Origin of the sequence: Methanohalophilus profundi (genome assembly GCF_004137855.1) — an archaeon.
Taxonomy (GTDB): Archaea; Halobacteriota; Methanosarcinia; order Methanosarcinales; family Methanosarcinaceae; genus Methanohalophilus; species Methanohalophilus profundi.
In genome coordinates this window covers 1,631,679-1,656,845 of the sequence record NZ_QBKB01000002.1, presented here as the reverse complement: position 1 = coordinate 1,656,845, position 25,167 = coordinate 1,631,679, and the positions used below count along the sequence as shown (strand labels likewise).

28 protein-coding genes and 1 pseudogene are annotated in these 25,167 nt (G+C 39.7%); 19 read left to right on the top strand and 10 right to left on the bottom strand.

All coding sequences use genetic code 11. The features are described 5' to 3' along the window. From cfbC to C9889_RS08920, 4 genes are all read left to right on the top strand, one after another. A complete protein-coding gene (gene cfbC / locus C9889_RS08935; RefSeq protein WP_129598903.1) occupies nucleotides 1–798 on the top strand; it encodes a Ni-sirohydrochlorin a,c-diamide reductive cyclase ATP-dependent reductase subunit in 798 nt (265 codons plus the stop codon). Between the two features lie 8 nt (nucleotides 799–806). Beyond that, nucleotides 807–2,252, top strand: a complete 1,446-nt coding sequence (gene cfbB, locus C9889_RS08930) for a Ni-sirohydrochlorin a,c-diamide synthase (RefSeq protein WP_129598900.1) — start codon at nucleotides 807–809, stop codon at nucleotides 2,250–2,252. Between the two features lie 67 nt (nucleotides 2,253–2,319). Next, entirely contained in the window at nucleotides 2,320–3,372 is a 1,053-nt protein-coding gene (gene endA, locus C9889_RS08925) for a tRNA-intron lyase (protein ID WP_164999325.1), read from the top strand. 76 nt (nucleotides 3,373–3,448) lie between these two features. Continuing rightward, nucleotides 3,449–4,462 carry an AI-2E family transporter gene (locus C9889_RS08920; protein WP_129598898.1) on the top strand — a complete coding sequence of 338 codons (1,014 nt, stop codon included), beginning with the start codon at nucleotides 3,449–3,451 and terminating at the stop codon, nucleotides 4,460–4,462. A gap of 3 nt (nucleotides 4,463–4,465) precedes the next feature. On the opposite strand, the gene C9889_RS08915 is transcribed toward C9889_RS08920, so the two are convergent. The 5 genes and pseudogenes from C9889_RS08915 to C9889_RS10910 form a co-directional block, all read right to left on the bottom strand. Further along, on the bottom strand, nucleotides 4,466–5,125 hold the full coding sequence (locus tag C9889_RS08915; protein ID WP_129598895.1) for a PHP domain-containing protein: 660 nt from the start codon (nucleotides 5,123–5,125) through the stop codon (nucleotides 4,466–4,468). 56 nt (nucleotides 5,126–5,181) lie between these two features. Continuing rightward, complete coding sequence (hflX, locus tag C9889_RS08910; protein WP_129598893.1) at nucleotides 5,182–6,438, bottom strand: GTPase HflX; 1,257 nt, start codon at nucleotides 6,436–6,438, stop codon at nucleotides 5,182–5,184. 31 nt (nucleotides 6,439–6,469) lie between these two features. Further along, nucleotides 6,470–6,877: a DUF2209 domain-containing protein gene (locus C9889_RS08905; protein WP_129598890.1), complete on the bottom strand. Its 408-nt coding sequence runs from the start codon at nucleotides 6,875–6,877 to the stop codon at nucleotides 6,470–6,472. A gap of 117 nt (nucleotides 6,878–6,994) precedes the next feature. Then, nucleotides 6,995–7,672 (bottom strand): annotated as a pseudogene (locus tag C9889_RS10915) (transposase); the annotation flags it as partial. A 33-nt stretch (nucleotides 7,673–7,705) separates the two neighbouring features. Continuing rightward, nucleotides 7,706–8,104, bottom strand: coding sequence for a hypothetical protein (locus tag C9889_RS10910; protein WP_263854006.1), 399 nt, complete (start codon nucleotides 8,102–8,104; stop codon nucleotides 7,706–7,708). Between the two features lie 302 nt (nucleotides 8,105–8,406). Here C9889_RS10910 and C9889_RS08895 point away from each other — a divergent pair, with 302 nt between their 5' ends. The 5 genes from C9889_RS08895 (at nucleotide 8,407) to C9889_RS08875 (ending at nucleotide 12,692) form a co-directional block, all read left to right on the top strand. Then, on the top strand, nucleotides 8,407–8,736 hold the full coding sequence (locus C9889_RS08895; RefSeq protein ID WP_129598888.1) for a hypothetical protein: 330 nt from the start codon (nucleotides 8,407–8,409) through the stop codon (nucleotides 8,734–8,736). Beyond that, on the top strand, nucleotides 8,682–9,533 hold the full coding sequence (locus C9889_RS08890) for a PAS domain S-box protein (RefSeq protein WP_164999324.1): 852 nt from the start codon (nucleotides 8,682–8,684) through the stop codon (nucleotides 9,531–9,533). Before C9889_RS08895 ends, C9889_RS08890 begins: the two co-directional genes overlap by 55 nt. Continuing rightward, nucleotides 9,464–10,402 (top strand): PAS domain-containing protein, encoded by a 939-nt coding sequence (locus C9889_RS08885; protein WP_263854005.1) that lies wholly within the window; start codon nucleotides 9,464–9,466, stop codon nucleotides 10,400–10,402. The genes C9889_RS08890 and C9889_RS08885 overlap by 70 nt, the downstream gene beginning before the upstream one ends. Beyond that, nucleotides 10,390–11,913, top strand: coding sequence for a GAF domain-containing sensor histidine kinase (locus C9889_RS08880; protein WP_164999323.1), 1,524 nt, complete (start codon nucleotides 10,390–10,392; stop codon nucleotides 11,911–11,913). Before C9889_RS08885 ends, C9889_RS08880 begins: the two co-directional genes overlap by 13 nt. 440 nt (nucleotides 11,914–12,353) lie before the next feature. Further along, nucleotides 12,354–12,692: a hypothetical protein gene (locus tag C9889_RS08875; RefSeq protein ID WP_129598880.1), complete on the top strand. Its 339-nt coding sequence runs from the start codon at nucleotides 12,354–12,356 to the stop codon at nucleotides 12,690–12,692. Between the two features lie 1,088 nt (nucleotides 12,693–13,780). On the opposite strand, the gene C9889_RS08870 is transcribed toward C9889_RS08875, so the two are convergent. After that, nucleotides 13,781–14,014, bottom strand: coding sequence for a DUF6677 family protein (locus C9889_RS08870; RefSeq protein WP_129598878.1), 234 nt, complete (start codon nucleotides 14,012–14,014; stop codon nucleotides 13,781–13,783). Between the two features lie 332 nt (nucleotides 14,015–14,346). Here C9889_RS08870 and C9889_RS08865 point away from each other — a divergent pair, with 332 nt between their 5' ends. Further along, complete coding sequence (locus tag C9889_RS08865; protein ID WP_129598875.1) at nucleotides 14,347–15,741, top strand: NAD(P)/FAD-dependent oxidoreductase; 1,395 nt, start codon at nucleotides 14,347–14,349, stop codon at nucleotides 15,739–15,741. A gap of 10 nt (nucleotides 15,742–15,751) precedes the next feature. Here the strand turns inward: C9889_RS08865 and C9889_RS08860 are convergent, their stop codons facing one another. Further along, nucleotides 15,752–16,126: a winged helix-turn-helix transcriptional regulator gene (locus tag C9889_RS08860; RefSeq protein ID WP_129598873.1), complete on the bottom strand. Its 375-nt coding sequence runs from the start codon at nucleotides 16,124–16,126 to the stop codon at nucleotides 15,752–15,754. A gap of 117 nt (nucleotides 16,127–16,243) precedes the next feature. Here C9889_RS08860 and hcp point away from each other — a divergent pair, with 117 nt between their 5' ends. Both hcp and C9889_RS08850 read left to right on the top strand, forming a co-directional pair. Beyond that, nucleotides 16,244–17,932, top strand: coding sequence for a hydroxylamine reductase (gene hcp / locus C9889_RS08855; RefSeq protein ID WP_129598871.1), 1,689 nt, complete (start codon nucleotides 16,244–16,246; stop codon nucleotides 17,930–17,932). 32 nt (nucleotides 17,933–17,964) lie between these two features. Beyond that, on the top strand, nucleotides 17,965–18,303 hold the full coding sequence (locus tag C9889_RS08850) for a cupin domain-containing protein (RefSeq protein ID WP_129598868.1): 339 nt from the start codon (nucleotides 17,965–17,967) through the stop codon (nucleotides 18,301–18,303). 8 nt (nucleotides 18,304–18,311) lie between these two features. On the opposite strand, the gene C9889_RS08845 is transcribed toward C9889_RS08850, so the two are convergent. Then, nucleotides 18,312–18,668 (bottom strand): hypothetical protein, encoded by a 357-nt coding sequence (locus tag C9889_RS08845; RefSeq protein ID WP_129598866.1) that lies wholly within the window; start codon nucleotides 18,666–18,668, stop codon nucleotides 18,312–18,314. Between the two features lie 181 nt (nucleotides 18,669–18,849). On the opposite strand from C9889_RS08845, the gene C9889_RS08840 reads away from it, so the two are divergent. From C9889_RS08840 to C9889_RS08810, 7 genes are all read left to right on the top strand, one after another. Beyond that, nucleotides 18,850–19,467 carry a glycerophosphodiester phosphodiesterase gene (locus tag C9889_RS08840; protein WP_129598863.1) on the top strand — a complete coding sequence of 206 codons (618 nt, stop codon included), beginning with the start codon at nucleotides 18,850–18,852 and terminating at the stop codon, nucleotides 19,465–19,467. Between the two features lie 175 nt (nucleotides 19,468–19,642). Then, entirely contained in the window at nucleotides 19,643–19,930 is a 288-nt protein-coding gene (locus C9889_RS10545) for a DUF7287 family protein (protein ID WP_225420051.1), read from the top strand. Continuing rightward, nucleotides 19,923–20,759 carry a DUF7288 family protein gene (locus C9889_RS08830; RefSeq protein ID WP_225420050.1) on the top strand — a complete coding sequence of 279 codons (837 nt, stop codon included), beginning with the start codon at nucleotides 19,923–19,925 and terminating at the stop codon, nucleotides 20,757–20,759. The genes C9889_RS10545 and C9889_RS08830 overlap by 8 nt, the downstream gene beginning before the upstream one ends. A 12-nt stretch (nucleotides 20,760–20,771) precedes the next feature. Further along, complete coding sequence (locus C9889_RS08825) at nucleotides 20,772–21,587, top strand: hypothetical protein (RefSeq protein ID WP_129598860.1); 816 nt, start codon at nucleotides 20,772–20,774, stop codon at nucleotides 21,585–21,587. Between the two features lie 83 nt (nucleotides 21,588–21,670). Continuing rightward, a complete protein-coding gene (locus C9889_RS08820) occupies nucleotides 21,671–22,069 on the top strand; it encodes a hypothetical protein (RefSeq protein ID WP_129598857.1) in 399 nt (132 codons plus the stop codon). A 14-nt stretch (nucleotides 22,070–22,083) separates the two neighbouring features. Beyond that, a complete protein-coding gene (locus C9889_RS08815) occupies nucleotides 22,084–22,872 on the top strand; it encodes a DUF7289 family protein (protein ID WP_129598854.1) in 789 nt (262 codons plus the stop codon). Nucleotides 22,873–22,882: 10 nt separating this feature from the next. Further along, complete coding sequence (locus tag C9889_RS08810; RefSeq protein ID WP_129598850.1) at nucleotides 22,883–24,307, top strand: DUF7289 family protein; 1,425 nt, start codon at nucleotides 22,883–22,885, stop codon at nucleotides 24,305–24,307. Nucleotides 24,308–24,318: 11 nt separating this feature from the next. On the opposite strand, the gene C9889_RS08805 is transcribed toward C9889_RS08810, so the two are convergent. Both C9889_RS08805 and C9889_RS08800 read right to left on the bottom strand, forming a co-directional pair. Continuing rightward, complete coding sequence (locus C9889_RS08805) at nucleotides 24,319–24,618, bottom strand: FlaD/FlaE family flagellar protein (protein WP_263854004.1); 300 nt, start codon at nucleotides 24,616–24,618, stop codon at nucleotides 24,319–24,321. Nucleotides 24,619–24,662: 44 nt separating this feature from the next. Beyond that, nucleotides 24,663–25,019, bottom strand: coding sequence for a hypothetical protein (locus tag C9889_RS08800; protein WP_129598844.1), 357 nt, complete (start codon nucleotides 25,017–25,019; stop codon nucleotides 24,663–24,665). Between the last annotated feature and the right edge of the window lie 148 nt (nucleotides 25,020–25,167).

Sequence of the window (25,167 nt, the reverse complement as noted above, 5' to 3'; positions counted from 1 at the left end):
ATGAATCCTCAAAAAAGAATCGCAATCTACGGTAAAGGCGGCATCGGGAAATCAAGTACTGCATCCAATGTAGCCGCCGCCTGTGCTGATGAGGGCTATAATGTCATGATCATCGGATGTGACCCCAAGAGCGATTCATCCATAACCCTTCTGGGAGGAAAACGTATCCCCACCATCCTGGATCTGCTCAGGGAAGGTATGGAAATAGAAAAGGAAGACGACGTGGTTTTTGAGGGATACAAGGGAGTGAAATGTGTAGAGGTCGGTGGACCTGAACCGGGTATCGGTTGTGCCGGCAGGGGAATCATTGTTGCAATCCAGAAACTCAAGAAGATATCCGAATCCATGAAAAAAATGGACCTTATCATTTACGATGTGCCCGGGGATATCGTCTGTGGCGGTTTTGTTGCCCCGATCAGGAAAGGACTTGTCAATGAAGCCTATGTCCTTACATCCGGGGAATACATGCCACTGTATGCAGCCAACAACATTTGCAAGGGATTGTCACGTATCAATACGAAACTCAGTGGTGTAATCTGTAACTCACGCAGCGTCAGCCGGGAAGAGGAGATAGTAAGCAAATTTGCAAATGAAATTGGAAGTGAACTGGTGGCCTTTATTCCCAAGGAGCAGATCGTCCAGGACTGTGAAAGGGATGGCTATTCCGTGCTTGAAAAGGCAGGGGATACTGATATAGCCGAAGTGTATCGCAGCCTTGCAAGAAATATAATGGCCAGCGATTGTGCGGTCGACCCCCGGGCTTTGACAGATGAGCGGCTCAGGGAACTTACCCGGTAAGGAATTGTATGCCCGACCAAAATCTTATGGAGATGCCGCGTCTGCTGATATCCGCAGATCGTTCCTCTTCCGGTAAAACGACAATCGTTGCCGGAATGCTGGCAGCCCTTACTGCAAAGGGATACAGGGTACAACCTTTCAAGGTAGGCCTGGACTACATAGATCCGAGTTATCATTCTGAAATCACTGGCAGGAATGCCCGCAATATAGACGGCTACCTCATGGATGAGGAAGGAATCCGTGACGTATTCACCCATGGGTGTGAAACTGGCGGAAAGGCAGATGTTGCCATCATCGAAGGAGTAAGGGGCCTCTATGAAGGTTTTGATAGTTTCACCGACACAGGCAGTACTGCCCAGATAGCAAAAATACTCAACTGTCCGGTTGTGCTTGTAATCAATGCCCGCAGCATCACACGTTCAGCCGCGGCCCTTGTGAAAGGTTACACCTCTTTTGATGAAAGTATAAACATTGCAGGAGTGATCCTGAATAATATCGGAAATTCCCGCCATGCAAAAAAGGCCAGTGAAGCCATTGAACACTACACCGGGATTCCCGTACTTGGAACCATTCGCAGGGATAATGCAATGCAGATATCCATGCGTCATCTGGGACTGATCCCGGCTCTTGAAGGACGCAGGCGTATCAGTGACCTGGACCAGCGAATCGGGACTATCCGGGACAGGGTGGAGGAGGGAGTGGATATTGCAGAGATACTTAAAATTGCAAACTCTGCAGAACCTGTCGAAAAACCTCCAAAAACCATGTTCACATCCCGTGACATAAAAGGAAAGAGGCCTAAAATTGGTGTGGCACTGGATGAGGCTTTCAATTTTTATTATCATGATAACATCGAATTGCTCCAGCTTGCAGGTGCAGACCTGGAATATTTCAGCCCGGTCCATGATAGTAAGTTACCAGATGTTGATGGATTGTATATCGGAGGAGGATATCCCGAACTTTTTGCCTCCCAACTTCAGGACAATGAATCCCTGCGCCGGGAGATTCGGGAAACATCCAGATCAGGAATGCCTATCTATGCAGAATGTGGTGGGCTTATGTACCTGACAGAGAAACTCACTACCGGTGTAAAAGGTAAAGGCACATACCATATGGCAGAAATGCCCGAAGCCACCACCGAAATGGTAGGAGCATTACCCGGCCACACCCTTATGGGACACATCCGTGTGGTTAGTTACAATAATGGCCAAATCGTAAAGGATGCGATCATAGGCAAAAAGGGAAATACATTCAGGGGCCATGAATTCCATCATTCCGAAATAAGGGATATCCCGGAGAAGACGGATTTTGCTATTAAACTTTCCCGGGGAATCGGAATCAAAGGTGAGTGGGACGGGATGACAGTAGAAAATACACTGGGATCCTATGCACACCTGGAAGGTGTCTCCTATCGTGAATTTGCCAGGTCTTTTGTGGATTCTATACTGGATTGAAACCAACTTATAAATAAAAGCAAATCTCATTGTGCCATCGCTATTTACTGTTTACCGGGTGCTCGGCTTGATAGGAAAACTGAAAGAAGACAGGGTTGTTGCCGGCAAAGAGGCAATTGAAGAGATATATGAAACCAGTTATTACGGCAGACCCAAAAAAGGCAATTTAATGCTCACCCTGGTTGAAGCAGCACACCTGCTTTACCGTGAGAAACTCGAAATTGAAAGAGAAGGCGTATCACTTGGATTTGAAGAATATTTCAAGAGTGCATCCCTGTTAAACCCCAATTTTGAACTCAAATATATTGTGTATAAGGACCTTCGAGAGCGTGGATTTTACGTTCAGCCGGGAGTTGCGGATTTCAGGGTATATCCGCGGGGTGGCAAACCCGGAAAATCCTCATCCAGAAGTTATGTGTATGTCCATTCGGAAAGAGTGGCCCTTCCCCTATCCATCCTTCTGAAAAACCTGGAATCAGCCTGCAACGTGCGCAAACAACTCATAATTGCAGTTGTGGACGAAGAAAGCGACATCACCTATTATGAAGTGCAGGAATCAGACCCATCAGGTAATATGGAACAGCTGTTTCCTTCCCTCCAAACTTCTGCAACAATGCTTGAGGATCGTGTCATTGTCTGGGACGGTGAAGCTTCAGGTAAATTGTACGAAAATGGTTTTTATGGAAAACCCCTGGACCAGAAACGTCTGCAATTGTCCCTTGTAGAAGGCGCTTTCCTGCTAAAGAACAACATAATTGAAGTAACCACACGACAAGCTGACAAAAAACTCAATTTTGATGAATTCTGTGAAAGGGCCGCGCATATAGAGCCTCTTTTCCAGAGGAAATACAGGGTATACGAAGACCTCAGGAACCGCAAACTCGTACCTAAAACCGGATTCAAGTTCGGTACTCATTTCAGGGTATACAGCGAAGTGAAGTCCTCATCAAAGATTCCCCATTCCGAATACCTGACCCATTCGATTGGTACACAGCATGAATTTTCCCTGCCGGTTATGTCAAGGGCAATCAGGCTGGCCAACAGTGTGCGTAAAAAAATGCTCTTTGCAATAGAAGCCGATGAAATACGTCATATCGATATTACACGTGTGAAAATGTAAAGGCCCGAAAACACAGGCAATTAAAAAGGCGAGTCTATTTCAAATCCCGGGAACAAACCTCAAACGGAGGTATAAGATGAAAAATGAAAAGGATGCAAAAATAGCAATCGCCCTGCTTTTTATAGCAATACTTGCAATTGCAATTACCTATGCCCTGTACCCTTATATTGAAGCTTTTTTTGCTGCCCTTGTTATTTATGTAATAATGAAACCCGCGCATGATTTACTGACAAAAAGGCTGAAAATCAATAACCGGGTTGCCTCTGTTGTATTGATAGTGCTATCTATTGTAATTATAATAATTCCCTTGTACTACCTGATAATCCTTCTATCCCAGCAGGTAGGCCTGGTGCTGGACATAGTAACAGCAAATATGGATATTGTCTACGGGGATTTACAAAAAATAAATGAACTGGCTCCGGCTCTGGACCTGGAACAGAAAGCATCGGATATCGTCACAACAATTGGGGGATTCGTAAGCCAGCTTGTGCTGGGAACCATTCAAAACCTGGGAAACCAGCTTATCGGCCTGATTATAATGGTTTTCCTGTTGTACTATCTATTTACTACGGATGATGAGACACTTAAAGACATGACTTCCAATATAATCCCTTTCAGTGACAGCAACAAGGACAAATTGATGAGGGAAATGAAGAATATCATCCATTCCACGATAGTAGCCACTTTCTTCATAGCAGCCGTGCAGGGCGGATTACTTGCAGTCACCTTTTATCTGCTTGGAATCCAGGGAGCATTGCTATGGGGATTCATCACACTGATTCTTTCAATAATGCCTGTTGTAGGAGCTCCCCTTGTATGGGTCCCGGCAATCATATTCAAAGTTATTGAAGGAGATTTTTTTGCTGCAGGAGCTATTTTCATAGCAGGAATACTGATCAGCAACATAGATAATTTCCTGCGTCCTTATATTCAGGAAAAGGTAGGCGCAATCCATCCCTTTGTCTCCCTGCTGGGAATTTTCATAGGAATATACCTATTCGGGCTGGTCGGTATCGTAGTTGGGCCACTGGTTCTTTCTTCCTTCCTGCTGATGTTAAGAATGTTCCATGAAGATTACATCAAAACCTGATTTTCAATCACTGTTAACTTTTTTCCTGATGCCCCTGAACATCTGTCCTACCACATATTTCGGAGGTGTCAGTTTACCCCCCGGTTTTACACGACCTGCTTTTATCGCGGAGAGGACGGAATCCACCGATTCATCCTCAACATCGATGCCAGTATAGGACCTGCCAACCATACATGGTTCATGGGCATCACTACCTCCAACTTGAGGCAAGCCCAGCCTTTCGGCAACTATCTTTGCCCTTGTATTGGCATAAGGAGTTAAACAACGGGAATTGAAAACTTCAACTGCATCCACATCCAGACCTTTCAGGTACCCGATCCCATGAGAGGTTTTTTTGTAGGGATGAGGAATAATTACAAGGCCGCCAAGATCGTGTGCATATTCGATGGTGGAAAGGACACTCATTGAAGCAGGCACACTTTCCGATGCACCCAGCACTAGCACATGACCTTCAGTAGAACTTACTTCCTGCCCCGGAATTACCAATATGTCCGAAGCAATTTCTGCTGCACGCCTGGCACAGGCAAAACCACCTTCAACACTGTCATGATCACATATTGCAACCCCATCCAGCCCGTTTTTTTTAGCCCATTCCAGGATGGAATCAAATTGAGAATCACTATCTTTTGAAAAACAGGAGTGCACATGTAGATCGATCAACATACAATAAAGGCTATGCAATCTGAATTTATAAATCTTTGGAGGTGGATTCGGCTGTATTACCGGAAACTTAATCTTTTTTCGAGAGATTTGGCTTTGTGATAGACCTCATTTCTGGCCTCCACATCCATAACAACAGTATTACCATAATTTACACTGTGTACGATTCCTTCCTCAAAAAGCCAGGATACAGCAGACATGCTTCCACCTGACATAGGTAACTCCAGTACAAACCGTTTCCATTCAGGCAGATGGGAATAAATAATGTCCTTGAGCTCATCCAGCCCTTCACCGGTCTTTGCAGAAACCACCACTGGATTGGGAGCCAGGTAGGCAATCGATTTGAGCCGGGAGCTGAGTTCTTCCGGAGAAAGCCGGTCGGCCTTGTTGATAGCGGTGATTATTGTAGCTTTTTCAAGCTGTTCCCAGAATATTTCATGGGATACGGCGAGTTTCTTCCTTATAACATCTACCGGCTCACTGATATCCACCACAAGCAGGATTATATCCGCCCTGAATACATCTTCCAGGGTTGAGCGGAATGCGTCCACCAGAAAGTGGGGAAGATCTTCTATAAATCCCACAGTATCCGTGAGGAGGGTCCATCGGCCGTTAATGCCCAGATATCTTGTTGTAGGAGAAAGGGTGGTAAAAAGCATATTTTCCACCTCCACATTTTCATCGACCAGGGTGCGGAATAATGTGCTTTTTCCCGCATTCGTATAACCTGCAAGGGACAACAGGGAAAAACCTTTGGAATGCCGGTAACCACGCAGGTTTTCACTGTCTCTCTGTCCTGTGCTGAGTTCTTTTTTAATGCGACTTATACGTTTCTTGACATCCTGCTCATAGGAGTCTTCATAGCCTCCCAGACCCATAAACCCGGGACGCTCTTCCATTTTAAGCAGGGATACGATTTTTCTGGCCCTGGGAAGTTCATATTCCAGCCTGGCAAGTTCAACCTGCATGCGGGAACGCCTGGTGGTAGCCCGGGTTGCAAAAATTTCCAGGATCAATTGAAACTTATCTATTACCTCACATTTGCACATCTCGGACAGGTTATATACCTGGGTCACCGAGAGTGGATTGTAGAATATTATTTTTGCAGGTTTTTGTGAAAGGGCCAGCTCTGCAACCTCTTCTGCCTTACCTTTGCCTATCTGGTATTGTCTGTCAGGATAACGGGTCTGGACCACTTCCTGAACTACATTATAATTTCCAGCCCTGGCAAGTTCCCTTAATTCAGCGAGTTTGCGTTGGTTTTCCGACTCACTGCAACGGGGGATTCTCCTCTGTACAAGAATGACATCTTTCATATGGTTTAACTCTGGATTAGGAAAATATAATTTACAGATTATCTTTGATTAGTTCCCATGACCGGGGATCAAGAAGTAAATTGCGACTGCTTAAGGATATATGGTGAGCGATTTCTATACCCATCCTTTCACTCAGGGATTCAGGGTACTTGAAAGATGCGGTAAACATACTGTTTGAAAGCCACTCAGGCTGGTTGAAAAGATCCCCTTCCTCTGCCACTATGGTAATCCCTTCCATTCCTTCAACTGTTCTTTCAATCATCTGCACAACATCCACAACCTCGGGAGGGGTGTCACTCACAAATGGTTTGATATTTACACCATGTATCTGTTTCACATGCCCTCCCGACACCGAAAGGGATACAGCCGCACATACCATCACGTATCTGGAATTATGCCGATGCCGCCCTGATATATCTACAGCAATTATCCTTTCCATTTTAAATTCCCGATTATCTGAAGTATTCCGCCTTTAGTAAGGTTTTTAGTAATAAAATATTTGTCTATTTCAGTAGTTCTCTAATTTTCCCTCCATCTTGTTCCTGCCATTATTGAATTACCTTAAACACTGCACTACTAGCTGAATCCTTAACTTTCTCCTAAGCCATTCTTCAACAAACAGAATAAACCTGGCAAACCTGAACTTGTCTTCATCAATGGTTATTGGCCCTGGTTTTACAATTGTAAAATGCTTTTTCTGGAGATATAGCCACACATTTCTGAGCAGGAATGATATTATTGTAAAGAAATATCTGAAAGTTACATCTTTTGTTGATGTCCTTGGTTTAACAATATTTCTCATCCTGTAAGATGATTCGATAGCAAACCGTCTTCTGTAGACGTTACTAACCTTCCTTGGAGGCCACTTAACTCCATAAACAACAAACCCGAGGTTTTCACATCCGTATTTGCCTCTTTTACCTTTCATATACTTCACATCAATTACAATATCCAGTTGAACTTCTTGTTTTTGGGCATTCTTCATTACATATTCAGCAGACCTTGCTTTTCTCCCGTTAAGCAGCTGCTTAATTGCGTTTCCCCTTTTTACTACTGGTGTAATGTGAGATATCTCCTTGTCCTGTAAGAACTCAAACACATCAACTGAATAGAACTCTCGATCCAGACAAAGTACCTTGATATTGAAATCCAGTTCTTCGATCAGGTCTATGAAATAAGTGAGGTAATCAACCTTTGTTTTATTCCTTTCAACACAGTGATACATATGAATAAAAAGAGTTTGTTGATTTCTTGGCCAGACTACGTATCACGTAGTCTTGATTGAATGAATCAACTTTTCCATAATATGGATCATTTGTAAAATCGATAGCAAACTCATACTTTTCTCTGGTTTCAGAGTACCGACAGAACTGTGGAGAAGAATGCTTTGATTTGTTTGGATAAGTTCTTCAAGACTTAGTTTCCTGAGATGATATCTCAAAGATGTCTCACATGGAATCTTTTGATAGTGTTTTGATGCAGAATGAACGGAACTCTTATCCACTGCCATACACATGGCAGTGTAAAATAGATCTTTAGAGTTAAGTGAACCGTTTATCTTGATGTCGATATTCTCTAGAAGTGGTTTAAGAGCAGCATCAATACACTGTTTTGGTCTTAATTCTACCTTCTCACAGATCCTTGAATTGGATGATAGAAATGACATATGGCGGCGTTCTCGCCGCATATAAAGCTATTGGGGGGTGTTGTTAGGTTCAGATGCTCAAAATTAGCTAAGTACTGTATTTGCAAAATAATGTCAAACAAACGAATTCATTTGCAAATTATGTGTGAATTTACTTCATCAAATTAGAATGGGAGGATTTATGACCTAATTTGATAATTTTAATATACAGGGATTATCTTTTGCAGAATGTTTAAGTATAGGAGATTGTATAGGTTCCATTTAGTGTACAAGATTAAAGTTGTTATTAATTATTCCTGCATATATTTTTTTGGAGAAGCTACATGAATAAAATTACAGTATCGCCTAATATTTTTTACACAACCGATATCCATACTTGGTATCTTCTTGACCCATATACATATGGTTCAATAAATCAAACACATGCAGATTTTCTGGGAAAAAATAAACAAGAAATAGAAAGAAACCATATTGATACGGTTTTGCCTGAACATATAAGTAAATCATATATAGAAACCAATAAAAAAAATTTTTTAGCTCTGGAATTGCTATTCAAACAGAAGAATGGGTTCCTGATGGAGAAGATAACTTCCATCTTTTGTCAATTACAAAAATTCCTCATATTGGAGAAGATGGTGAAGTTGAATATGTGACATGTAATGCTATTGATATAACAGAACAAAAAAATGAGAGGCAACTTCTCACTATACAACACGATATGTCAATGGGATTACATACTTCAAATGGGCTAGAAGCAAATCTGGACCATGTACTGACCAACTTACTCCGTATAGAGTCGATAGATGCAGGAGGCATTTATCTTCTTGAAAAAGAAAGTGGGGCATTGAAATTAGTTGTACATAATGGGCTTTCTGATGAATTTATTAAAAAAACTTCTTATTATGAAGCAGAATCCCCACAAGCTCAGCTTGTTATGAAGGGTAAACCTATATACACTACATATTCTCATCTTCTTCCAGTTGCAGAAAATAACTCTTTTGAAGAACTTAAAGCAATTGCGGTGATACCTATCAAAGTTGGGGGTGAAGTAATTGCTGCAATAAATCTTGGCTCTCATTCCCATGAAAACATGACAATGGCCACAAAAATGGCTGTTGAAACTATTGCTTCCCATTTGGGAGAAATTATTCAAAAAATAAGAACTGAAACAGCATTGTTCCAACAGCAAATAAATCTGGAGAAGATGTTTTCTACAATTGAAGACTTTCTTTTTGTTTTAGGTGAAGATGGTAGCATACTTAAGGTGAATCAAGCTTTCTACGACAAACTTGGATATACTGATAATGAGCTAAAGAATATGACAGTAATTGACCTTCATCCTGAAAATCGTCAGAATGAAGCTATTTCTATTGTAGAAAAATGCTCAAAGGCACAAAGGAATGCTGTCCCATACCTCTGCTTACAAAAAATGGAACACAAATACCTGTAGAAACAAAAGTTACCCGAGGCGTCTGGAATGGAAAAAATGTATTAATGGGTGTTTCTCGAGATATAACAAATCGAAAAGAAGCAGAAGACAAACTTCAGAAAAACAAGGAAAGGTTACAGTTTGTAATCGAGGCAACTGAATTGGGTATGTGGGACTGGAATGTCCAAAGTGGTGAAGTGGTTTTTAATGATAGATGGGCTGAGATCATAGGCTATGATATGGAAGAACTTAAACCGCTTTCAGTTGATACATGGATGAAATTTACTCGTCCACAAGACCTCGCCTTATCCCTTGAAGTACTTGAAAAACATTTCATAGGAGAGACAGAATATTACGATTGCGAAATACGCATGAAACATAAAGATGGACATTGGGTTTGGGTCCACGATAAAGGAAAAGTTGTTAGTTGGAATGGGGAAGGTCTTCCTTTACGTATGACTGGAACACATGAGGACATCACAGAAAGGAAACATATAGAAGAAAAACTTGCCGAATACCGGGAAGACCTTGAAAGGAAAGTAGATAAACGGACAGAAGAACTTACAAAAGCCAATCGTAAACTGCATCTTGAGATTGATAAAAGAAAGAAAAGTGAACAGCGTCTTCTCCAAAATGTTAGGATAAAAGAAGCTACAAGAGTTATGAGTTCAAACCTTGTAGACTTCGATGATTTTGATGAAGCTATCGAAAAATCCTTGTTAATATTAGGTTACTTGACAGGTGCTTGTAGGTCATATCTATTTCTCCTACAAGAAAATGGAGATGTGATGGACAATACCCATGAATGGTGTGCAGAAGGAATAGAGCCACAAAAAGAAATCTACAAGATTTACCTTCTGATATGTTCCCTTGGTGGATGGAAAAATTAGGGAACAATGAAATAATACATATCAAAGATGTAGATGAACTTCCAATAGAAGCATCAGCTGAAAAAGAAATCTTACAGATGCAAGATATCAAGTCTATACTAGTGCTACCTGTATGGAAAGAAGGAGAACTTGCAGGATTCATAGGACTCGATAATACTACTGATACAGGAGAATGGGAAGACAAGGAACTCAATGCTCTTAATATAGCAGCTGACATGATTGGCCGAACCTTACTTAGGGAAGAATACAAAGAACAATTGAATATAAAACTCCAGATACAAACTGTAGTTAATGAAATCCTAGATATTTTTGTAGAAAGAGTAACTTTAGAGGAAGGCTTGAACAGTACTCTAAACAAATTGGGTCAACTTACAAAATCGGACAAATCTTATGCATTTTTCTTTAGAAATGATGGTAAGTTAATGGATAAAACTTACGAATGGAATGCTGAAGGCTTAGAAATACAAAATCAAAATCTGCAAATTTTGAGCATCGATAAATACACCTGGTTTATGGAAAAACTTCAAAATAACGAAATAATATATGTCAAAAATTTGGATGCAATGCCAGAAGAAGCGGTATCTGAAAAAGAATTACTTAATAAATTGAACACAAAATCCATATTAATCCTGCCTTTATGGAAAGGCAATAAACTTACAGGATTTATAGGATTAACTAATTCAAAAGCAATCTTATCATGGAAAAAAGAGGATATAGATATTTTTTCCTTGATATCAAACAAGGTGAGCGGCTTTCTTGAAAGAAAAGAAACAGAAACTGCAATTATCAAAGCCAGATTGATAGAAGAAGCTTCAAATAAAGCAAAATCTGAGTTTATTGGAAACATGAGTCATGAGTTGAGAACACCGCTTAATTCAATAATTGGTTTTTCAGATATTTTGTTAAATAGTAAAGATAACCTTGATGAAAAGCAAAAGCGTTATGCTGAACGTATAAATGATAGTGGGAAAAATCTCTTGACAGAAATAAATAAATTACTTGATTATGCAAGTACAAAATCAGAAACAGACAATTTTAACCCACAATATTATGATTTTAAGGACATGTTTTGTGAAGTCAAAAAAACGTTAACTCCAAAAATTAGAAAAAATAATATTCAAATACAATGCACAACTGGAGATATAACTGAAAATATTTTTGTAGATAAAGAGATGTTCAATCAAATATTGTATCATCTTCTGGATAATGCGATAAAATTTTCTTATCAAAATGGTATTGTTAAAGTCAGTATAGGCCACAAGGAAGATTGTGTAGAACTAAAGGTATCTGATAATGGAGTTGGCATTGCACAAGAAAATATACAATTTTTGTTAGACCCTTTCAAACAACTCGATGATTTTCTTACAAAAAAACATGGTGGTTTGGGTATTGGCCTAACACTGGTAAACCATTATGTACAAATTCATGGGGGCAAGATAGAAGTAGAAAGTGAAGAAAATAAGGGAACTACTGTCATAGTAAAAATACCTACTATGGAAAAAGCAAATTGAATCTATAAAATAATTTTATTTAATATTTGAAATAGATTTGATTTTAAAATAGCGAATGCAAATCATCCATTTCTTAGTTTTTTCATGGAATGAATATCTTTTCACAATAAATTTTTTGAATCTGCTTAACCTTGGGTAGTAATTGTGTAAATTTTCCCATAAATATGGCGTTAGAGACCTTACTTTTCAATTTTAGCTCATATAAAAAAATTATATTTATTCTTTTCCCTATAATTGCCTTGAAAAGAGTTATCTAATAGGTAATAAAGCAATTCAACTAAAAATAAAGCATTTTAAAGGTTTATTTTTACTGGAAATGTATATCTAAGTTTTTGTAAAGTAAAGTATGTTTATATTTTCAACAGAGAATATGGTTATTAGGTTCAGGTAGAATAAACCAGAACCAATAGGTATAGAAAATAATATAGAGAGGTAAAATAATGAAAATAAGAACATTTAGTGTGATTGCTGTGGCAGTCATGTTAGTTAGTCTTTTAACAGTATCTGCCATGGCTGCAGGTCAGGGAATAGGGAACGGAACAAGTGCTTCTTTCATAGACGTAGATGGTGATGGGGTCTGTGACAATTTCATTGATGAAGATGGTGATGGTATCAATGACAATTTCATTGATGAAGACGGTGATGGAGTCTGTGACAATTTCATTGATGAAGACGGTGATGGTATCAATGATAATTCCCTTGGATATGGACAGGGCAATGGACAGGGCAATGGACAGGGCAATGGAGATATGCTAAGGGATGGTTCATGCATACTGTAAAGTACAATAAATAAGTGAAAAGTAAAGTTAAATCGAATAATTAATAGCAATGTCCGGTAACATTGCCGGACTATTTATTTATACAATTCGAGTCTATTGGAAATTATCAGTAATGATTAATTCCATGAATATATTGCAACCAATTAGTAATATTATTAAACTAGTTGACAACTTTGTATAATTGAATCTAAAATTATTCGTTCATGTTTCTTTGTACTTTAAAATGATATTTCTATGATACTTTTCAACTGCGTCGATATTGAAATATTTTAAAAATACTTGCAGTCGTATCTGTTCTACTTCTTTATTGTACGTTTATAATCTGCAAGTTTGACAATATCCACTCCTTTCTGAAGAAATCGTTCCCTCTTCCAACCTAAAAATTTCACTTTTTTGTCAGGAAAACCCATTTGACAGTATTAAATAATTCAAGTCAATTTCTACGATTTCATCCTTTTTTGCCTTAAAATCAGTGTATTTATGGCATCAAAGTTAGCTTAAATGTATCTTTTTTCCTCATTTTGCATGTAATCCAGGAATAGAGGTTTACTATGAACACAGATAGCTTCTCCCAGATAGAATATGTGATATCTACAATCCTGCAATGACAGTTTTTTCCTTTTTCACCATACTTTGCAGCCAATTCGGGTTGGCGGGCATATTGTCTTTCGATAACCTTTTCTGAAAAAGTGTTACAATTGGTATACAAAAATTGGCCCATTGATGTACATTTTTCAGGTATTGTGTTACTGAGTTGCATATTTTATCCCGGAAATTTTATTTCCTAATTCAGTTTAAGCGACAATGTAGTATGGCTATAAATCTATTTTTATAAAAGAATAAGTTGGCCTGTTACTAATTACTTATGGTGAACAAAATTGCCCTGGATGATTACATTGGATTATTTTTGATCCATTCGCCAAATTTATATGTATTGCAAACAATGCATTGAATCAGAGGTGAATAAAGTTCAAAGCAGCTTTTGTATCGTACCACCACCATATCCCCAACTGCTTTTACTATCAACTTTATTCACCCATTAATATAGAAAATTCTAATGGGGTACTCAGTTCCAATATTGTTACAGGTTATTTAACATTGCTTTTTGTGGACGACGTGTAAGCGTCATACATTGAATACAACCAGAACAAAGGATAAAGGACAATTCCAATAAGTATGTAGATCATCAGGAACAGGCATATTCCGATGACTACGAATAAAACACCTTTTTGTTGCTGGCCGATATAGATTTGCCCCAGTCCCGGAAAGATAAAGGAAAGAATAAGTGCTACTATCGGGTTTTTCTGTTTATTTTGCTCCATGAAACTCCTCCTTTTCATAAATTTTTACAATTATTCCGATTTAAGATCTATCTTCAACAATACTCGTCTCCTGAAAGGAAATAATCCACAAGTTGTCATATTTCACTTGTTAAAATTGGACCCCCATTTAAATTGTATACATTGGCTTTATTCTTTCTAAAATTATTATGGAATACTCTATCCAAATAACTTATATTAATTTTGGACCCCGGGTAAGAATCATTAGTCCGGACCATTAGCAGATATTTGGATTTATAGCGAAATACAGCATGAAAATATGGACAACTATTTAATCATAAAAAATCCAGTTTTATGTAGAAAATGGAGGTATTATGGCAGTAAACAATCGATACGATGTAATTATTATCGGAGCCGGGCCTGCCGGGATGTTTGCAGCCAATGAACTTTCCGGTCATGGTTTGAAAATCCTGGTAATTGACAGGGGCAGAGATGTCGAAAAAAGACATTGTCCTATGGAATCCGTTCAACACTGTATGCACTGTACACCCTGCAACATCATGTGTGGAGTTGGCGGAGCGGGGACATTTTCTGACGGGACCCTGAATTTAAGACCGGATATCGGAGGAGACCTGTTAGAATTCACTCATGATCAGGAGAAGGCATGGGAACTTGTGGATTATGTGGATAATATATTCCTGCAGTGTGGTGCCACAAAAAAAATGATCTCGCCAAAGGGAGAAGATGTAGAGCAACTTCAACGCCGGGCTGCGTCTGTGGGAGCAAAATTCATCGATATAAGGCAACGGCATATAGGAACCGATAACGCACCTGCTGTTATTGGAAACTTTAAAAAGAAACTTGATGAAAATGGAGTGGATTTCCTTCTAAACACTGATGTGAAAGATCTCTGGATTGAGAACAATGTCTGCAAGGGTGTTTTCCTGAATAACGGCAGGACAATAGAATCCAGTTATACGCTTCTGGCACCAGGCCGGATCGGGGGAAAATGGGTTAATGAAATCGTTGATAAACATTCAATAGATGCCCATTATGCAGGAGTAGACATCGGGATTCGTGTTGAAGTTCCCGGCATAATAATGGACCCTGTGACCAAAATTAACCGTGATCCGAAATTCCACATCCAGACCCGCAAATATGATGATTTTGTACGCACTTTCTGTACCAATGAACACGGTTTTGTCGTCAGGGAAGAGTACGAAGGATTCATTGCCACTAACGGGCATTCAATGCATGACACGGTTTCTGAGAATACCAATTTCGCATTTTTGGTACACATCGAACTGACAAAACCCATTGAAAATACAATCAAGTATGCCAGGTCGGTGGCAAAACTGGCAACCACCATAGGAGGGGGCAAACCTGTCCTCCAGAGAATGGGAGACCTGAGAAGAGGGCGGCGTTCCACTGAAGCGCGTCTTACAAGAAATCCTGTGGTAAATACCCTAAAAGATGTAACGCCGGGGGATATTTCGATGGCCATGCCGCACAGGATAGTTATGGATATCATAGAGGGACTGGAAACCCTTGACAGGATCATTCCCGGCGTGGCTTGTGACTCCACCCTTCTCTATGCTCCGGAGGTCAAGTTCTATTCCATGAAAATAAAGGTTGACAAGAATATGCAATCAAGTATCAAGAACCTGTTTGCAGCAGGGGACGGCGCAGGTCTTTCAAGGGATATAGTTAACGCTGCTGCAACCGGAATCCTGGCGGCAAGGGGAATATTGGAAATATCTGCCCGATAAAATTACTGTTTTAGTTGTCGGTTGCTTTTGCAACGCCACAATACTTACAATCGGAAACACTGCAAAGCGGATTGTCAAATTTCCATTTGAGACCCCATCCCTTGATCTCCTTGATTATTTCGATAAATTCCTGTCCACTTTCACTTAACGAATAGAAGGATTTTACAGGGATGGCCGAGGAATCAATTTTCTTTTCTACAAGTCCATGTGCCTCAAGTTCCTTCAGGCGGGTAGACAGCATTTTTGGTGTAATATCCCCCAGCATTGCTTTGAGTTCATTGAATTGCTTCTGGTATTTATCTCCTTTATGCAATTCCAGTAGGATACACAGGGTCCAGCGCTTGCCAATTATGTCCATCATCTTGTAAATGGTGCAATCTTTCATAGTATCTAATTAGAAACCTTCTATTATATAAACCAGTATCCTAATAATACTTAGTATCAAGAAGATACTTTGCTAGATATAAATGTCGAAAAATATCTATAAAGTGTGGAGGAAAATATGTTTTGTTACCAATGTGAAGAAACAGCAAAAGGAGAAGCCTGTACAAAGGGTGGAGCATGCGGGAAATCAAATGAAGTTGCAGATCTGCAGGACCAGCTTATTTATATGCTCAAAGGGCTTGCCGCTGTCAACCAGAAAGCAAGAGACACAGTTCCCGAAAATCCGGGACTGAAAACCCGATTAATAAATGCCCTGAAAGGAAACGAGCAAGAGGAAGGAGAACCAGAAGATTATATTGATTCCCATTTCATGGAAGAAGCCCTTTTCTCGACAGTAACCAATGTCAACTTCAGTGCTACTGATTTCGAGAAATGGATTCAGGATGCATATGATAAAAGGGAACAACTTAAATCCGAACTCCAGGCACATGGAGTGGACCTGAGCGATCTTCCACAGGCTGCAACGGTCAACCCGGAGGAACTTGGAAACACGGATTCAGTCAGCATCCTGGCAACTGAAGATGAAGATATCAGATCCCTGAGAGAATTACTGGTATATGGTCTAAAAGGAATGGCTGCTTATGCATACCATGCCCGTGTACTTGGTCACAAAGATAAAGATATTGAAGCTTTTGTTGACAGGGCACTGGTAGCCACTCTTGATGACTCCCTATCAGTAGATGATCTCACAGGCCTGGTGCTGGAATGTGGAAGTTTCGGTGTTAAGACAATGGCAATGCTGGATGAAGCCAACACGGCAGCCTATGGTCATCCGGAACCCACAGAAATTAATATTGGAACCGGGAACAATCCGGGAATCCTTATCAGTGGGCATGATCTGAAGGATATGGACCAGCTCCTGAAGCAGACTGAAGGCACAGGTGTTGATGTATATACCCACGGAGAAATGCTGCCTGCCAATGCCTATCCAGAATTCAAGAAGTACGAACACCTGGTGGGCAACTATGGTGGATCATGGTGGCAACAGAAGACCGAATTTGAAAAATTCAATGGTCCTGTGCTTATGACCACAAACTGTCTTGTACCTCCAAAGGATTCCTATTCAGACCGGGTATTCACAACAGCAATGGTCGGATTTGAAGGACTCAAGCACATCGAAGAGAAAGAAGACGGTACAAAAGATTTCTCAGAAATCATTGAAATGGCAAAACAATCCAGACCACCTGAACAACTGGAAAATGGCGCAATACCTGCCGGATTTGCACACAATGCCGTCCTTTCAGTTGCCGACAAGATAGTGGATGCAGTAAAAGCCGGCCAGATTTCCCGGTTTATTGTAATGGCGGGTTGTGACGGCCGTCACAAAGACAGGCAGTATTATACTGAATTTGCAAAACAACTGCCACAGGATGCGGTAATTCTTACAGCAGGTTGTGCCAAGTACAGGTACAATAAGCTGGATCTGGGAGACATCGGAGGCATACCCAGGGTACTGGATGCAGGCCAGTGTAATGATTCCTATTCACTGGTTGTCATTGCCCAAAAGCTGGCTGAAGCCTTCGAACTGGATGACATAAATGATCTGCCGGTTTCCTACAATATTGCCTGGTATGAGCAAAAGGCAGTCCTTGTATTGCTTGCCCTGCTAAGCCTTGGCGTCAAGAACATTGTACTGGGGCCGAGATTGCCGGCATTTGTTTCCCCGAATGTTTTGAACGTGCTGGTTGAAAATTTCAACATCAGCAAGAACACAACTGTAGAAAATGATCTGGAGAGGCTGCTCTAAAGCCTCCCATCCCCTCTTTAGGAGAATTTAATATGCAAATCAGATACGTAAAAGATGCCGAGCAAAAAAAGAATCCGCATGGTGCAGATGTGCGAAAGATGTATGCATCAGACCATGGTCAGGCAATGCACATAACCCTTGAACCCAAGCAGTCTCTGAAAAAACATATTACTCCGGTGGATGTGTTTTTCTATATACTTGAAGGCAAGGCCAGAGTTGAAATTGGCGATGAAGCCGAGATTGTGGAGAAGGATTCAATTATTGAGAGTCCTGCAAAGATCCCCCATCTAGTGGGTAACGCCGGTGACGGGATTCTACGCTTTTTAGTTGTAAAAATGCAAAAACAGGAAGAATCTACCCAACTCCTGTAATTTATTTTTTAGATGTAATATTCCACTGAAAACCTGTATATTACGTGTAACTTTTCCAGGGAGCGCACTTCTATTGATGGTATGTCACTATCAGGTGCGAAACCCGTTTCTTCAAAATCCATGAAAATGACTTTGCATTTGATGTTTTCATGAAGTTTTTCCATGAAATCTCTTGCTTTTTCCATAATTCTGCGGATTAGTTCCTCAACCTGTTCTTTTGTGAAACTGTCACAGCAGGCTGGCACATATTTAACCTCAGTGCTCAAATGTTCGCGGTCATGCAGTCTCATGGAGAATCCATCAATCTGTGCTCCTTTTATTGCATAATCCCCCATTTCAAAACTCTTGGTGATGGAATTTTTCATTCTTATCCTCCTGACTTTACTATGATGTTTTGCATTAAATTGCTTTTCAAGAGAATACAACCTGAGCAATCCATTTGGCCCCCTCACATGGATGACTATAAATCGACAGGTTATCTATTTATATAATAAAGTTCTCATATATTTTAGAGTCGTAATTATACACAATTCCAGGAGATCATTTATGGATTATGAAAAGATATTTTCAGACACATGGGATGTTTTCAAAGAAAACTTTGTGACATATATCATTGCTACATTGGTTGCTATGATAGGTTCGATTCTTATTGTGACAATTGCCCCGCTGTTCTATGGGCTGGTAGATATGGCTGTCAGGAGTGTAAAGGGAGAGCCTATTGATTACAAAGATGTATTCAGTGGTTTTGATCACTTCGTGAGAAGCTGGGTTTTCGCTATTGTGGCGGCTGTTCTATTGTTAGCTGGCTACATGTTGCTCATAATACCGGGAATCATCCTTTCCATACTGCTGCTGTATGCTTTTCCACTACTTGTCATCAGGGGCTACAGTGGAATTGATGCCATCAAGGAAAGTATTGAGATCGGAAAAAACAATTTCCTGGATACGGCAATCATTTCCATTATCCTCTGGATAATCAGTGGCATTGGCAGCTATGTAGTTTTTGGTTCCCTGATTACCACTCCGATTGTTGTGATCGCATCTGTGGTAGTCACATATCGTAAGATCGAGAATAATGATACCGCATATACCTATGTGGCAGATTTTGAAGAAGTTGATGACACTTCATCTGATGCAAATGAAGGGGTACAGAGGCCCCTTTAATTTTTTCTTTTGTTTTTTGTGTACATAAATCTTACATATTGGTACACACAGAAGTTGCTTTCAATACCATCAACATTCATCGCCATATTTTTATAATTAAGAATAATAAATAAACATACTTGAGGAAATCGATAATATATAGACATATTCTGGCATCTTTTGAATGGACTGAAATATGATGACGTACAGGTTAATAGAAGATAATTCGCTTAAAACAGATACGAAGGGCCAGATTACAATCGATTACCTGGCCGCAATTACAATTTTTATATTTGTAATTTTTTTTGTGTTCAATTATACTTCCGGGTTGTTTACGCCATTCCATTCTGAATCAGATGAAGTAACCCTGCTTGCAGATCGTGTGGCAGTAACCATTACTGAAAAAGAAATGGGTTCAGGAGATATGACCACCACCAACCTCATTAACAGTGAGAATACGGAAACTTTTTTTTTTATTGCTTAATAACAGTTATGACACGACTTTGTCCTCTCTCGGATTAAAAGGGGAATTTAACAGTTATGACCTTAATGTAACTATCGAAAATAGTTCAGCAACAATGTACATGGCTGGAAATACCCTGCCTTCTGTTGGAAATATAGGACAAACAAAAGAACTGTTCTTTTTGAAGATTCAGAAAACAATAATGTGCAAACCGCCACAATATCTGTCAGGGTGTGGTAAATTGGCACTGAAATTTGTTTTTCATAATAATGATTCGGCACAACTTCACACCCTTGAAGCCATAATGGCAGCGATGGTAATGATTGGTGTACTCATATTTGCCGTTCAGGCAACCACAATTACTCCTTTGACATCTTCTACAGCAAATGCGCACATTGAATCACAGCTATATACCCTGGGCCAGGATATGGTAATGGCACTTGACCATTCACAATATGATCAGGACTCTCAACTCAAACAAGAGATTATAGGCTGGAGTGGTGATGAATATGTCTGGAATGCTACTCACTATAAATCCCGGACAAACGGCAGTGATACTATCAGTGGCCCGGTCAAAGAATTACTGCAACAAACTCTGGTAGCAAAAGGGATCGGCCACAATATGGAATTTACATTCAGGCTGGATTCAGAGAATACTCTCACATCACCTTACATATACAACGGTGACCCTTCAGATAATGCGGTGATAGTTTCAAGGAAAGTTGTACTTTCAAATAGCGACCTTACAAATCCTTCTTCCTTTGAGAACAAAACTTCAATTCCAGATATGGACAATACAACGGATTTCTACAATATAGTTGATGTAAAACTCACAATGTGGCGTATGTAAAAACGGGAGTAAATGATGGATAAGTCTAATGATTCAGGACAAATGTTGCTGCTTGCTGCATTTACCATAGGATTTATGGTCGTAGTTTCAACTGTAATGCTAAATAATATTATTTATGCGAGTAACATGGCCTATGAATCCAATAATGATATCAGTTATTTTGAAGTATCCAATATTGCCCGTATGACCGATGAAGCAACCAAGGCAGCCTATTACAATGCCACCACAGGTACTTCTTTCAATCATACAGTCTTCAGTCGCTATCTCGAAAATTATTCCCGTGAAACTACGCTATTATATGCATATAGTGGAGTATCGTTTTCATTTACCAACAGTACTCTCTATGATGCATATTTTACAAAAAACGGTTTATCCTCAGGGCAGGAGAACTGGACGATAATCGATAATGTGAAAGCTACGGATAATTTCACAATGGAATTAACCGATACCAGTAATCTGGGGGACATATCCGAACCTTTCGAGGTGCATGCCTTAAATCAATCCGGTTCATCCATCTGGTTTATGAAAATATACGATGACGGAAGTAATATAAAGGCTAATGTTTCAAATCAAACGTATAACATCGACCCGTCTTTCATAGATATCAAAGGCAATGTAACCTACAAATTTGACAACAGTACAGCAGGGAAAACATACAGCCTTAAATATTTAAACTCAAGCAATATTATTGGACTTTATTCACTATCAGGAGAACTCTCCACCGGTGAATCATTCAGGTGTGAGAGATACAAGATGATCAATGCAACGGTAGATATCGCTACAAGTAAAAACAAAATCAATGTGACATTCCCCGTAACGGTCCCGTGAGTGATTAATGTGCAAAAATATACCATGACAGGAGGGGAGTTTCTACAGCTATCGGTTTTATATTGACATTTGTAATAACGATCATGGTATTTATGGTTGTGATGAATTCTTCCTATGTAATGATGGATCGGAATGAACATTCCGTTATGCGGGAGCAATTCGAAATACATGGCAGTAGCATTGCTCTTCAGCTTACTAAGATTGATACAACAATAAACCTTACCAGAAAATCCGGAGGGGATGTTGAAGAAATACAATCCGATATTGTGTTACCTATGAAAATAGCGGATGAATATTATTATATGCAAATTTCAAACAAAACACAGGAAATAATATTTGAATCAGACGGTATTGCTGAAACCAGAGTCCAGATACCCTATGAATTGACAACAACAGATATAGAATCCGCTACTATAGACAGTGCAACCGGTGAGCATTACTTCTTTTACAACCGTACTACGGATATAATAGAAGTCTACTGAAAAATGGCGATCTCATGCATATTGTTCCCAAAAAAATATTCAAGTCCGAAAGGGCAGTGTCGGAAGTAGTTGATACCATATTGATACTTGGAATAATGTTAATAGCCATATCTATCATAGGAGTTGCAGGTTATCCTGCCCTTCAAAATATTCAGGAGCACGGCCATACGGAAAATATAAAGCAGAGCCATATTGTACTGTGCGAAAATATCAATAAATTAGTTTTCGATATAGCTCCTTCACAATCAATTGAACTAAAAATGTATGGAGGTAATGTCCTGGCCAGCGGCACCAGTACCATCAATGTAACAATGCAGACCTGGAATTCTTCATCAACGCCCGCAGTTTTGGAGAATCAAACATTCAAGAGGCAAATGCGAGAAATTAAACATTCTTATGAAGGAACTGCAGTAGCTTATGAAAATACAGGTGTCTGGGCAAGATATGGAAATGGAGGCACAATTATGGTCAAAAAGCCCGGATTTGTCCTTTCTGACAACAATATGATAATACCTGTTGCTGCAGTAATGGGTTCAAATGGAATTTCGGGAGAGGGATTGATCAGGGTTATTGCAGACAGGGAGGATTCATCGGTATTTTTTTATGAAAATGTTTCATCTGTTGACATTACTGTGAAAAGTGACTATTATGCTGGCTGGGAAACTTACCTGAATGAAACAATGGGTATGCAGGTAATAAACAGAGACGAAACAAATACAACTGTACATTTAAGGAAAGGGGATTTTTCCGAAAATATAGATGTATATATAACATATTCACCTATAAAGGTGAGAGTGGAATAATGGTGGATGTATGCTGCGAATAAAGAACCTATCCGTTTCCTGCAAAGCAGTCTCTTCTGTTATCGGAATCCTTCTCATGTTTGCTCTTACTGTAGTATCTATCAGTGCAATGATGGTCTACAGCGTCCCTGCAATCGATGAACTGAAGGATAATTCAAAATCACAAAAAGTAGAACAGGCTTTTACTATTCTTGACTCCCGTATGAGTAAAGTAGCCCTCGGGGAATCTCCTCTCCAGACTACCTCGTTTTCCCTCATGGGAGGCGAAGTTAGTGTTAACGATGAATCTAATTCCGATAGCAGTAGTATGAAAATCGTTATCCAGAGCACTAAAAATTCTACACCTATAGACGAGTTTAATTGTCCGTTGGGTACCTTTGAATATACCCTCGATGAAAGAAAGATTGCTTATGAAGGGGGTGGCGTATGGTCAAAATACAGGGATAATGGAGGTTCTGTGATGGTTTCACCCCCGGAATTTCATTACAATGGGAAAACACTCACTATTCCCATAATGACGATCAACGGTTCCTCCTCAACATCAGGGAAAGGAGAAGTAAATATTGCCGTAACATCGGACAACAAGCCTTTTGTCTTGTATCCCAACACATCTATATCCACATCAAGAACAAATCCTGTGACCTCCGATAAGATCTATATCTATATTGAAAGTGAATATTATGATGCATGGGCCAATTATGCGGAGTCAATGGTCTATACCAATGTAGAAAAGGATGATCTGAATAAGACCGCAATTATTGAACTGGATGTAGTTCCCCCAATGGGAACAACGATCCTTACCAACCAGATTAAAATAGGGGCTGTTAATTCATCAAAGCCCCATCCCATTTATGATTTCTCTCTGAACTTGGAAGCGGCTGACAATCAAGGATTGAATCCATCCAACTACAAAATAGAAGCAACCTCGGGTACAAAGACTCTGACATACAGCCTTTCCAAAAGTGGTGGTAATGACCAGTTGGAGATTGAGGTTACTTACAAGGATACATCCTTGGGTACTGATTATATAGAGTACTGGGAAGGAGTGGACGTATTCCAGGTCAATGGCAAAAAAAATGAACAGGAATGCACAGTGGATTTCCTAAATGATTCTTTTGTGATGAAATACGCTCCCCCCACCAACAACGGTGCAGATCCGGATTTGTCATGGGACACCCCGGGAGATACAACTGAACTTCCTGACGTTGTCATCGAGGACGGGAACACATCATTTTCACTGAATGACCTTACCCAGCACTATTTGAAATTGATCACCAAAGATGGTGCAGTGGTGTTTAATATTAATAGTCCCGGTAAAAGTGATCCGGTAGATTATGACACTTCTTCAGTAACATTAAATTATGATGTAAAAGCCGGAGGAATCACTTATTTACATGTAACACAAAATGGACTGGAAGTGGATATTGTAAAATAAAGTTGACCTTTTTATAACCCGTAGATCTCTGTGCCATTCCTAACTTTCTTGATATCTTTTTCCACAACAGAAAGTTTATTCCTGTCTATTTCACGTCCTGCTAGTTTTTCCATAAACCAGATGGAGCGTACATGATCATCGGGCGACATTTTCCAGTCGGTTTTTTCGATATAGAAATCAATTCCTTCGGCATACCTCAAAAGATCCAGGCGTACATCCTCACTTATCCATCCAAGTTCTTCGTAATAAGCCAGGATATCCTGTAAATTGTTCCTTCCAACAAGTTCCATGAGATATTCAAGCCATTCCATACAGAGTTTTAGATTGGTGGAATTTTTTACAATATTATTTATTATTACACTATTGCCGCCAGTATAGTAACCAGAAGAGCCTGTTTTTTTGAGTACTTCATCAACAAAGTTTTCAGTTCTTCGATTAACTGTATACTTTCCTTCCGATATTCTTCAACCTTACTTCCTTCTTCCTGGTTCTGGCTGTTCACAAGTGATATGTCTGCCATAAGAAGGGAAAGGGTATCTGTAATTGTATCCATCCTGCGTTCATTTTTTTGGCCGCAAGTCTTGAGTTCATCGAAATCATCCGTAAAACACTGGACAATTTTGTTGGAATATTCCATACTTGATTGAGCAACTTCCCTGTTGTCTTCCATTAATTGCTGAAGGTTGGTATGTGAAGAATTAATTGTTTGCATGTTTTGTTCTATAGCCTGCAGGGAATCACGAATTTCATTTCTTTCTTCCTGCAGAGATTGAACATTTAATTCAATAGTGTCGATCTTGTCCTGAAGGTCGTTTTATTTTGGAGTCGGTAGAATCAAGCTGTGAGGCAAAAGTTTCCTG

Excerpts from the sequence above, each read along its gene's own strand:
- cfbC (WP_129598903.1), top strand. The coding sequence starts at position 1 with ATGAATCCTCAAAAAAGAATCGCAATCTACGGTAAAGGCGGCATCGGG.
- cfbB (WP_129598900.1), top strand. The coding sequence starts at position 807 with ATGCCCGACCAAAATCTTATGGAGATGCCGCGTCTGCTGATATCCGCA.
- C9889_RS08920 (WP_129598898.1), top strand. The coding sequence starts at position 3,449 with ATGAAAAATGAAAAGGATGCAAAAATAGCAATCGCCCTGCTTTTTATA.
- C9889_RS08915 (WP_129598895.1), bottom strand. The coding sequence starts at position 5,125 with ATGTTGATCGATCTACATGTGCACTCCTGTTTTTCAAAAGATAGTGAT.
- hflX (WP_129598893.1), bottom strand. The coding sequence starts at position 6,438 with ATGAAAGATGTCATTCTTGTACAGAGGAGAATCCCCCGTTGCAGTGAG.
- C9889_RS08905 (WP_129598890.1), bottom strand. The coding sequence starts at position 6,877 with ATGGAAAGGATAATTGCTGTAGATATATCAGGGCGGCATCGGCATAAT.
- C9889_RS10910 (WP_263854006.1), bottom strand. The coding sequence starts at position 8,104 with ATGTCATTTCTATCATCCAATTCAAGGATCTGTGAGAAGGTAGAATTA.
- C9889_RS08895 (WP_129598888.1), top strand. The coding sequence starts at position 8,407 with ATGAATAAAATTACAGTATCGCCTAATATTTTTTACACAACCGATATC.
- C9889_RS08885 (WP_263854005.1), top strand. The coding sequence starts at position 9,464 with ATGCTCAAAGGCACAAAGGAATGCTGTCCCATACCTCTGCTTACAAAA.
- C9889_RS08880 (WP_164999323.1), top strand. The coding sequence starts at position 10,390 with ATGGAAAAATTAGGGAACAATGAAATAATACATATCAAAGATGTAGAT.
- C9889_RS08875 (WP_129598880.1), top strand. The coding sequence starts at position 12,354 with ATGAAAATAAGAACATTTAGTGTGATTGCTGTGGCAGTCATGTTAGTT.
- C9889_RS08870 (WP_129598878.1), bottom strand. The coding sequence starts at position 14,014 with ATGGAGCAAAATAAACAGAAAAACCCGATAGTAGCACTTATTCTTTCC.
- C9889_RS08865 (WP_129598875.1), top strand. The coding sequence starts at position 14,347 with ATGGCAGTAAACAATCGATACGATGTAATTATTATCGGAGCCGGGCCT.
- C9889_RS08860 (WP_129598873.1), bottom strand. The coding sequence starts at position 16,126 with ATGAAAGATTGCACCATTTACAAGATGATGGACATAATTGGCAAGCGC.
- hcp (WP_129598871.1), top strand. The coding sequence starts at position 16,244 with ATGTTTTGTTACCAATGTGAAGAAACAGCAAAAGGAGAAGCCTGTACA.
- C9889_RS08850 (WP_129598868.1), top strand. The coding sequence starts at position 17,965 with ATGCAAATCAGATACGTAAAAGATGCCGAGCAAAAAAAGAATCCGCAT.
- C9889_RS08845 (WP_129598866.1), bottom strand. The coding sequence starts at position 18,668 with ATGAAAAATTCCATCACCAAGAGTTTTGAAATGGGGGATTATGCAATA.
- C9889_RS08840 (WP_129598863.1), top strand. The coding sequence starts at position 18,850 with ATGGATTATGAAAAGATATTTTCAGACACATGGGATGTTTTCAAAGAA.
- C9889_RS10545 (WP_225420051.1), top strand. The coding sequence starts at position 19,643 with ATGATGACGTACAGGTTAATAGAAGATAATTCGCTTAAAACAGATACG.
- C9889_RS08825 (WP_129598860.1), top strand. The coding sequence starts at position 20,772 with ATGATGGATAAGTCTAATGATTCAGGACAAATGTTGCTGCTTGCTGCA.
- C9889_RS08820 (WP_129598857.1), top strand. The coding sequence starts at position 21,671 with ATGGTATTTATGGTTGTGATGAATTCTTCCTATGTAATGATGGATCGG.
- C9889_RS08815 (WP_129598854.1), top strand. The coding sequence starts at position 22,084 with ATGCATATTGTTCCCAAAAAAATATTCAAGTCCGAAAGGGCAGTGTCG.
- C9889_RS08810 (WP_129598850.1), top strand. The coding sequence starts at position 22,883 with ATGCTGCGAATAAAGAACCTATCCGTTTCCTGCAAAGCAGTCTCTTCT.
- C9889_RS08805 (WP_263854004.1), bottom strand. The coding sequence starts at position 24,618 with ATGGAATGGCTTGAATATCTCATGGAACTTGTTGGAAGGAACAATTTA.
- C9889_RS08800 (WP_129598844.1), bottom strand. The coding sequence starts at position 25,019 with ATGCAAACAATTAATTCTTCACATACCAACCTTCAGCAATTAATGGAA.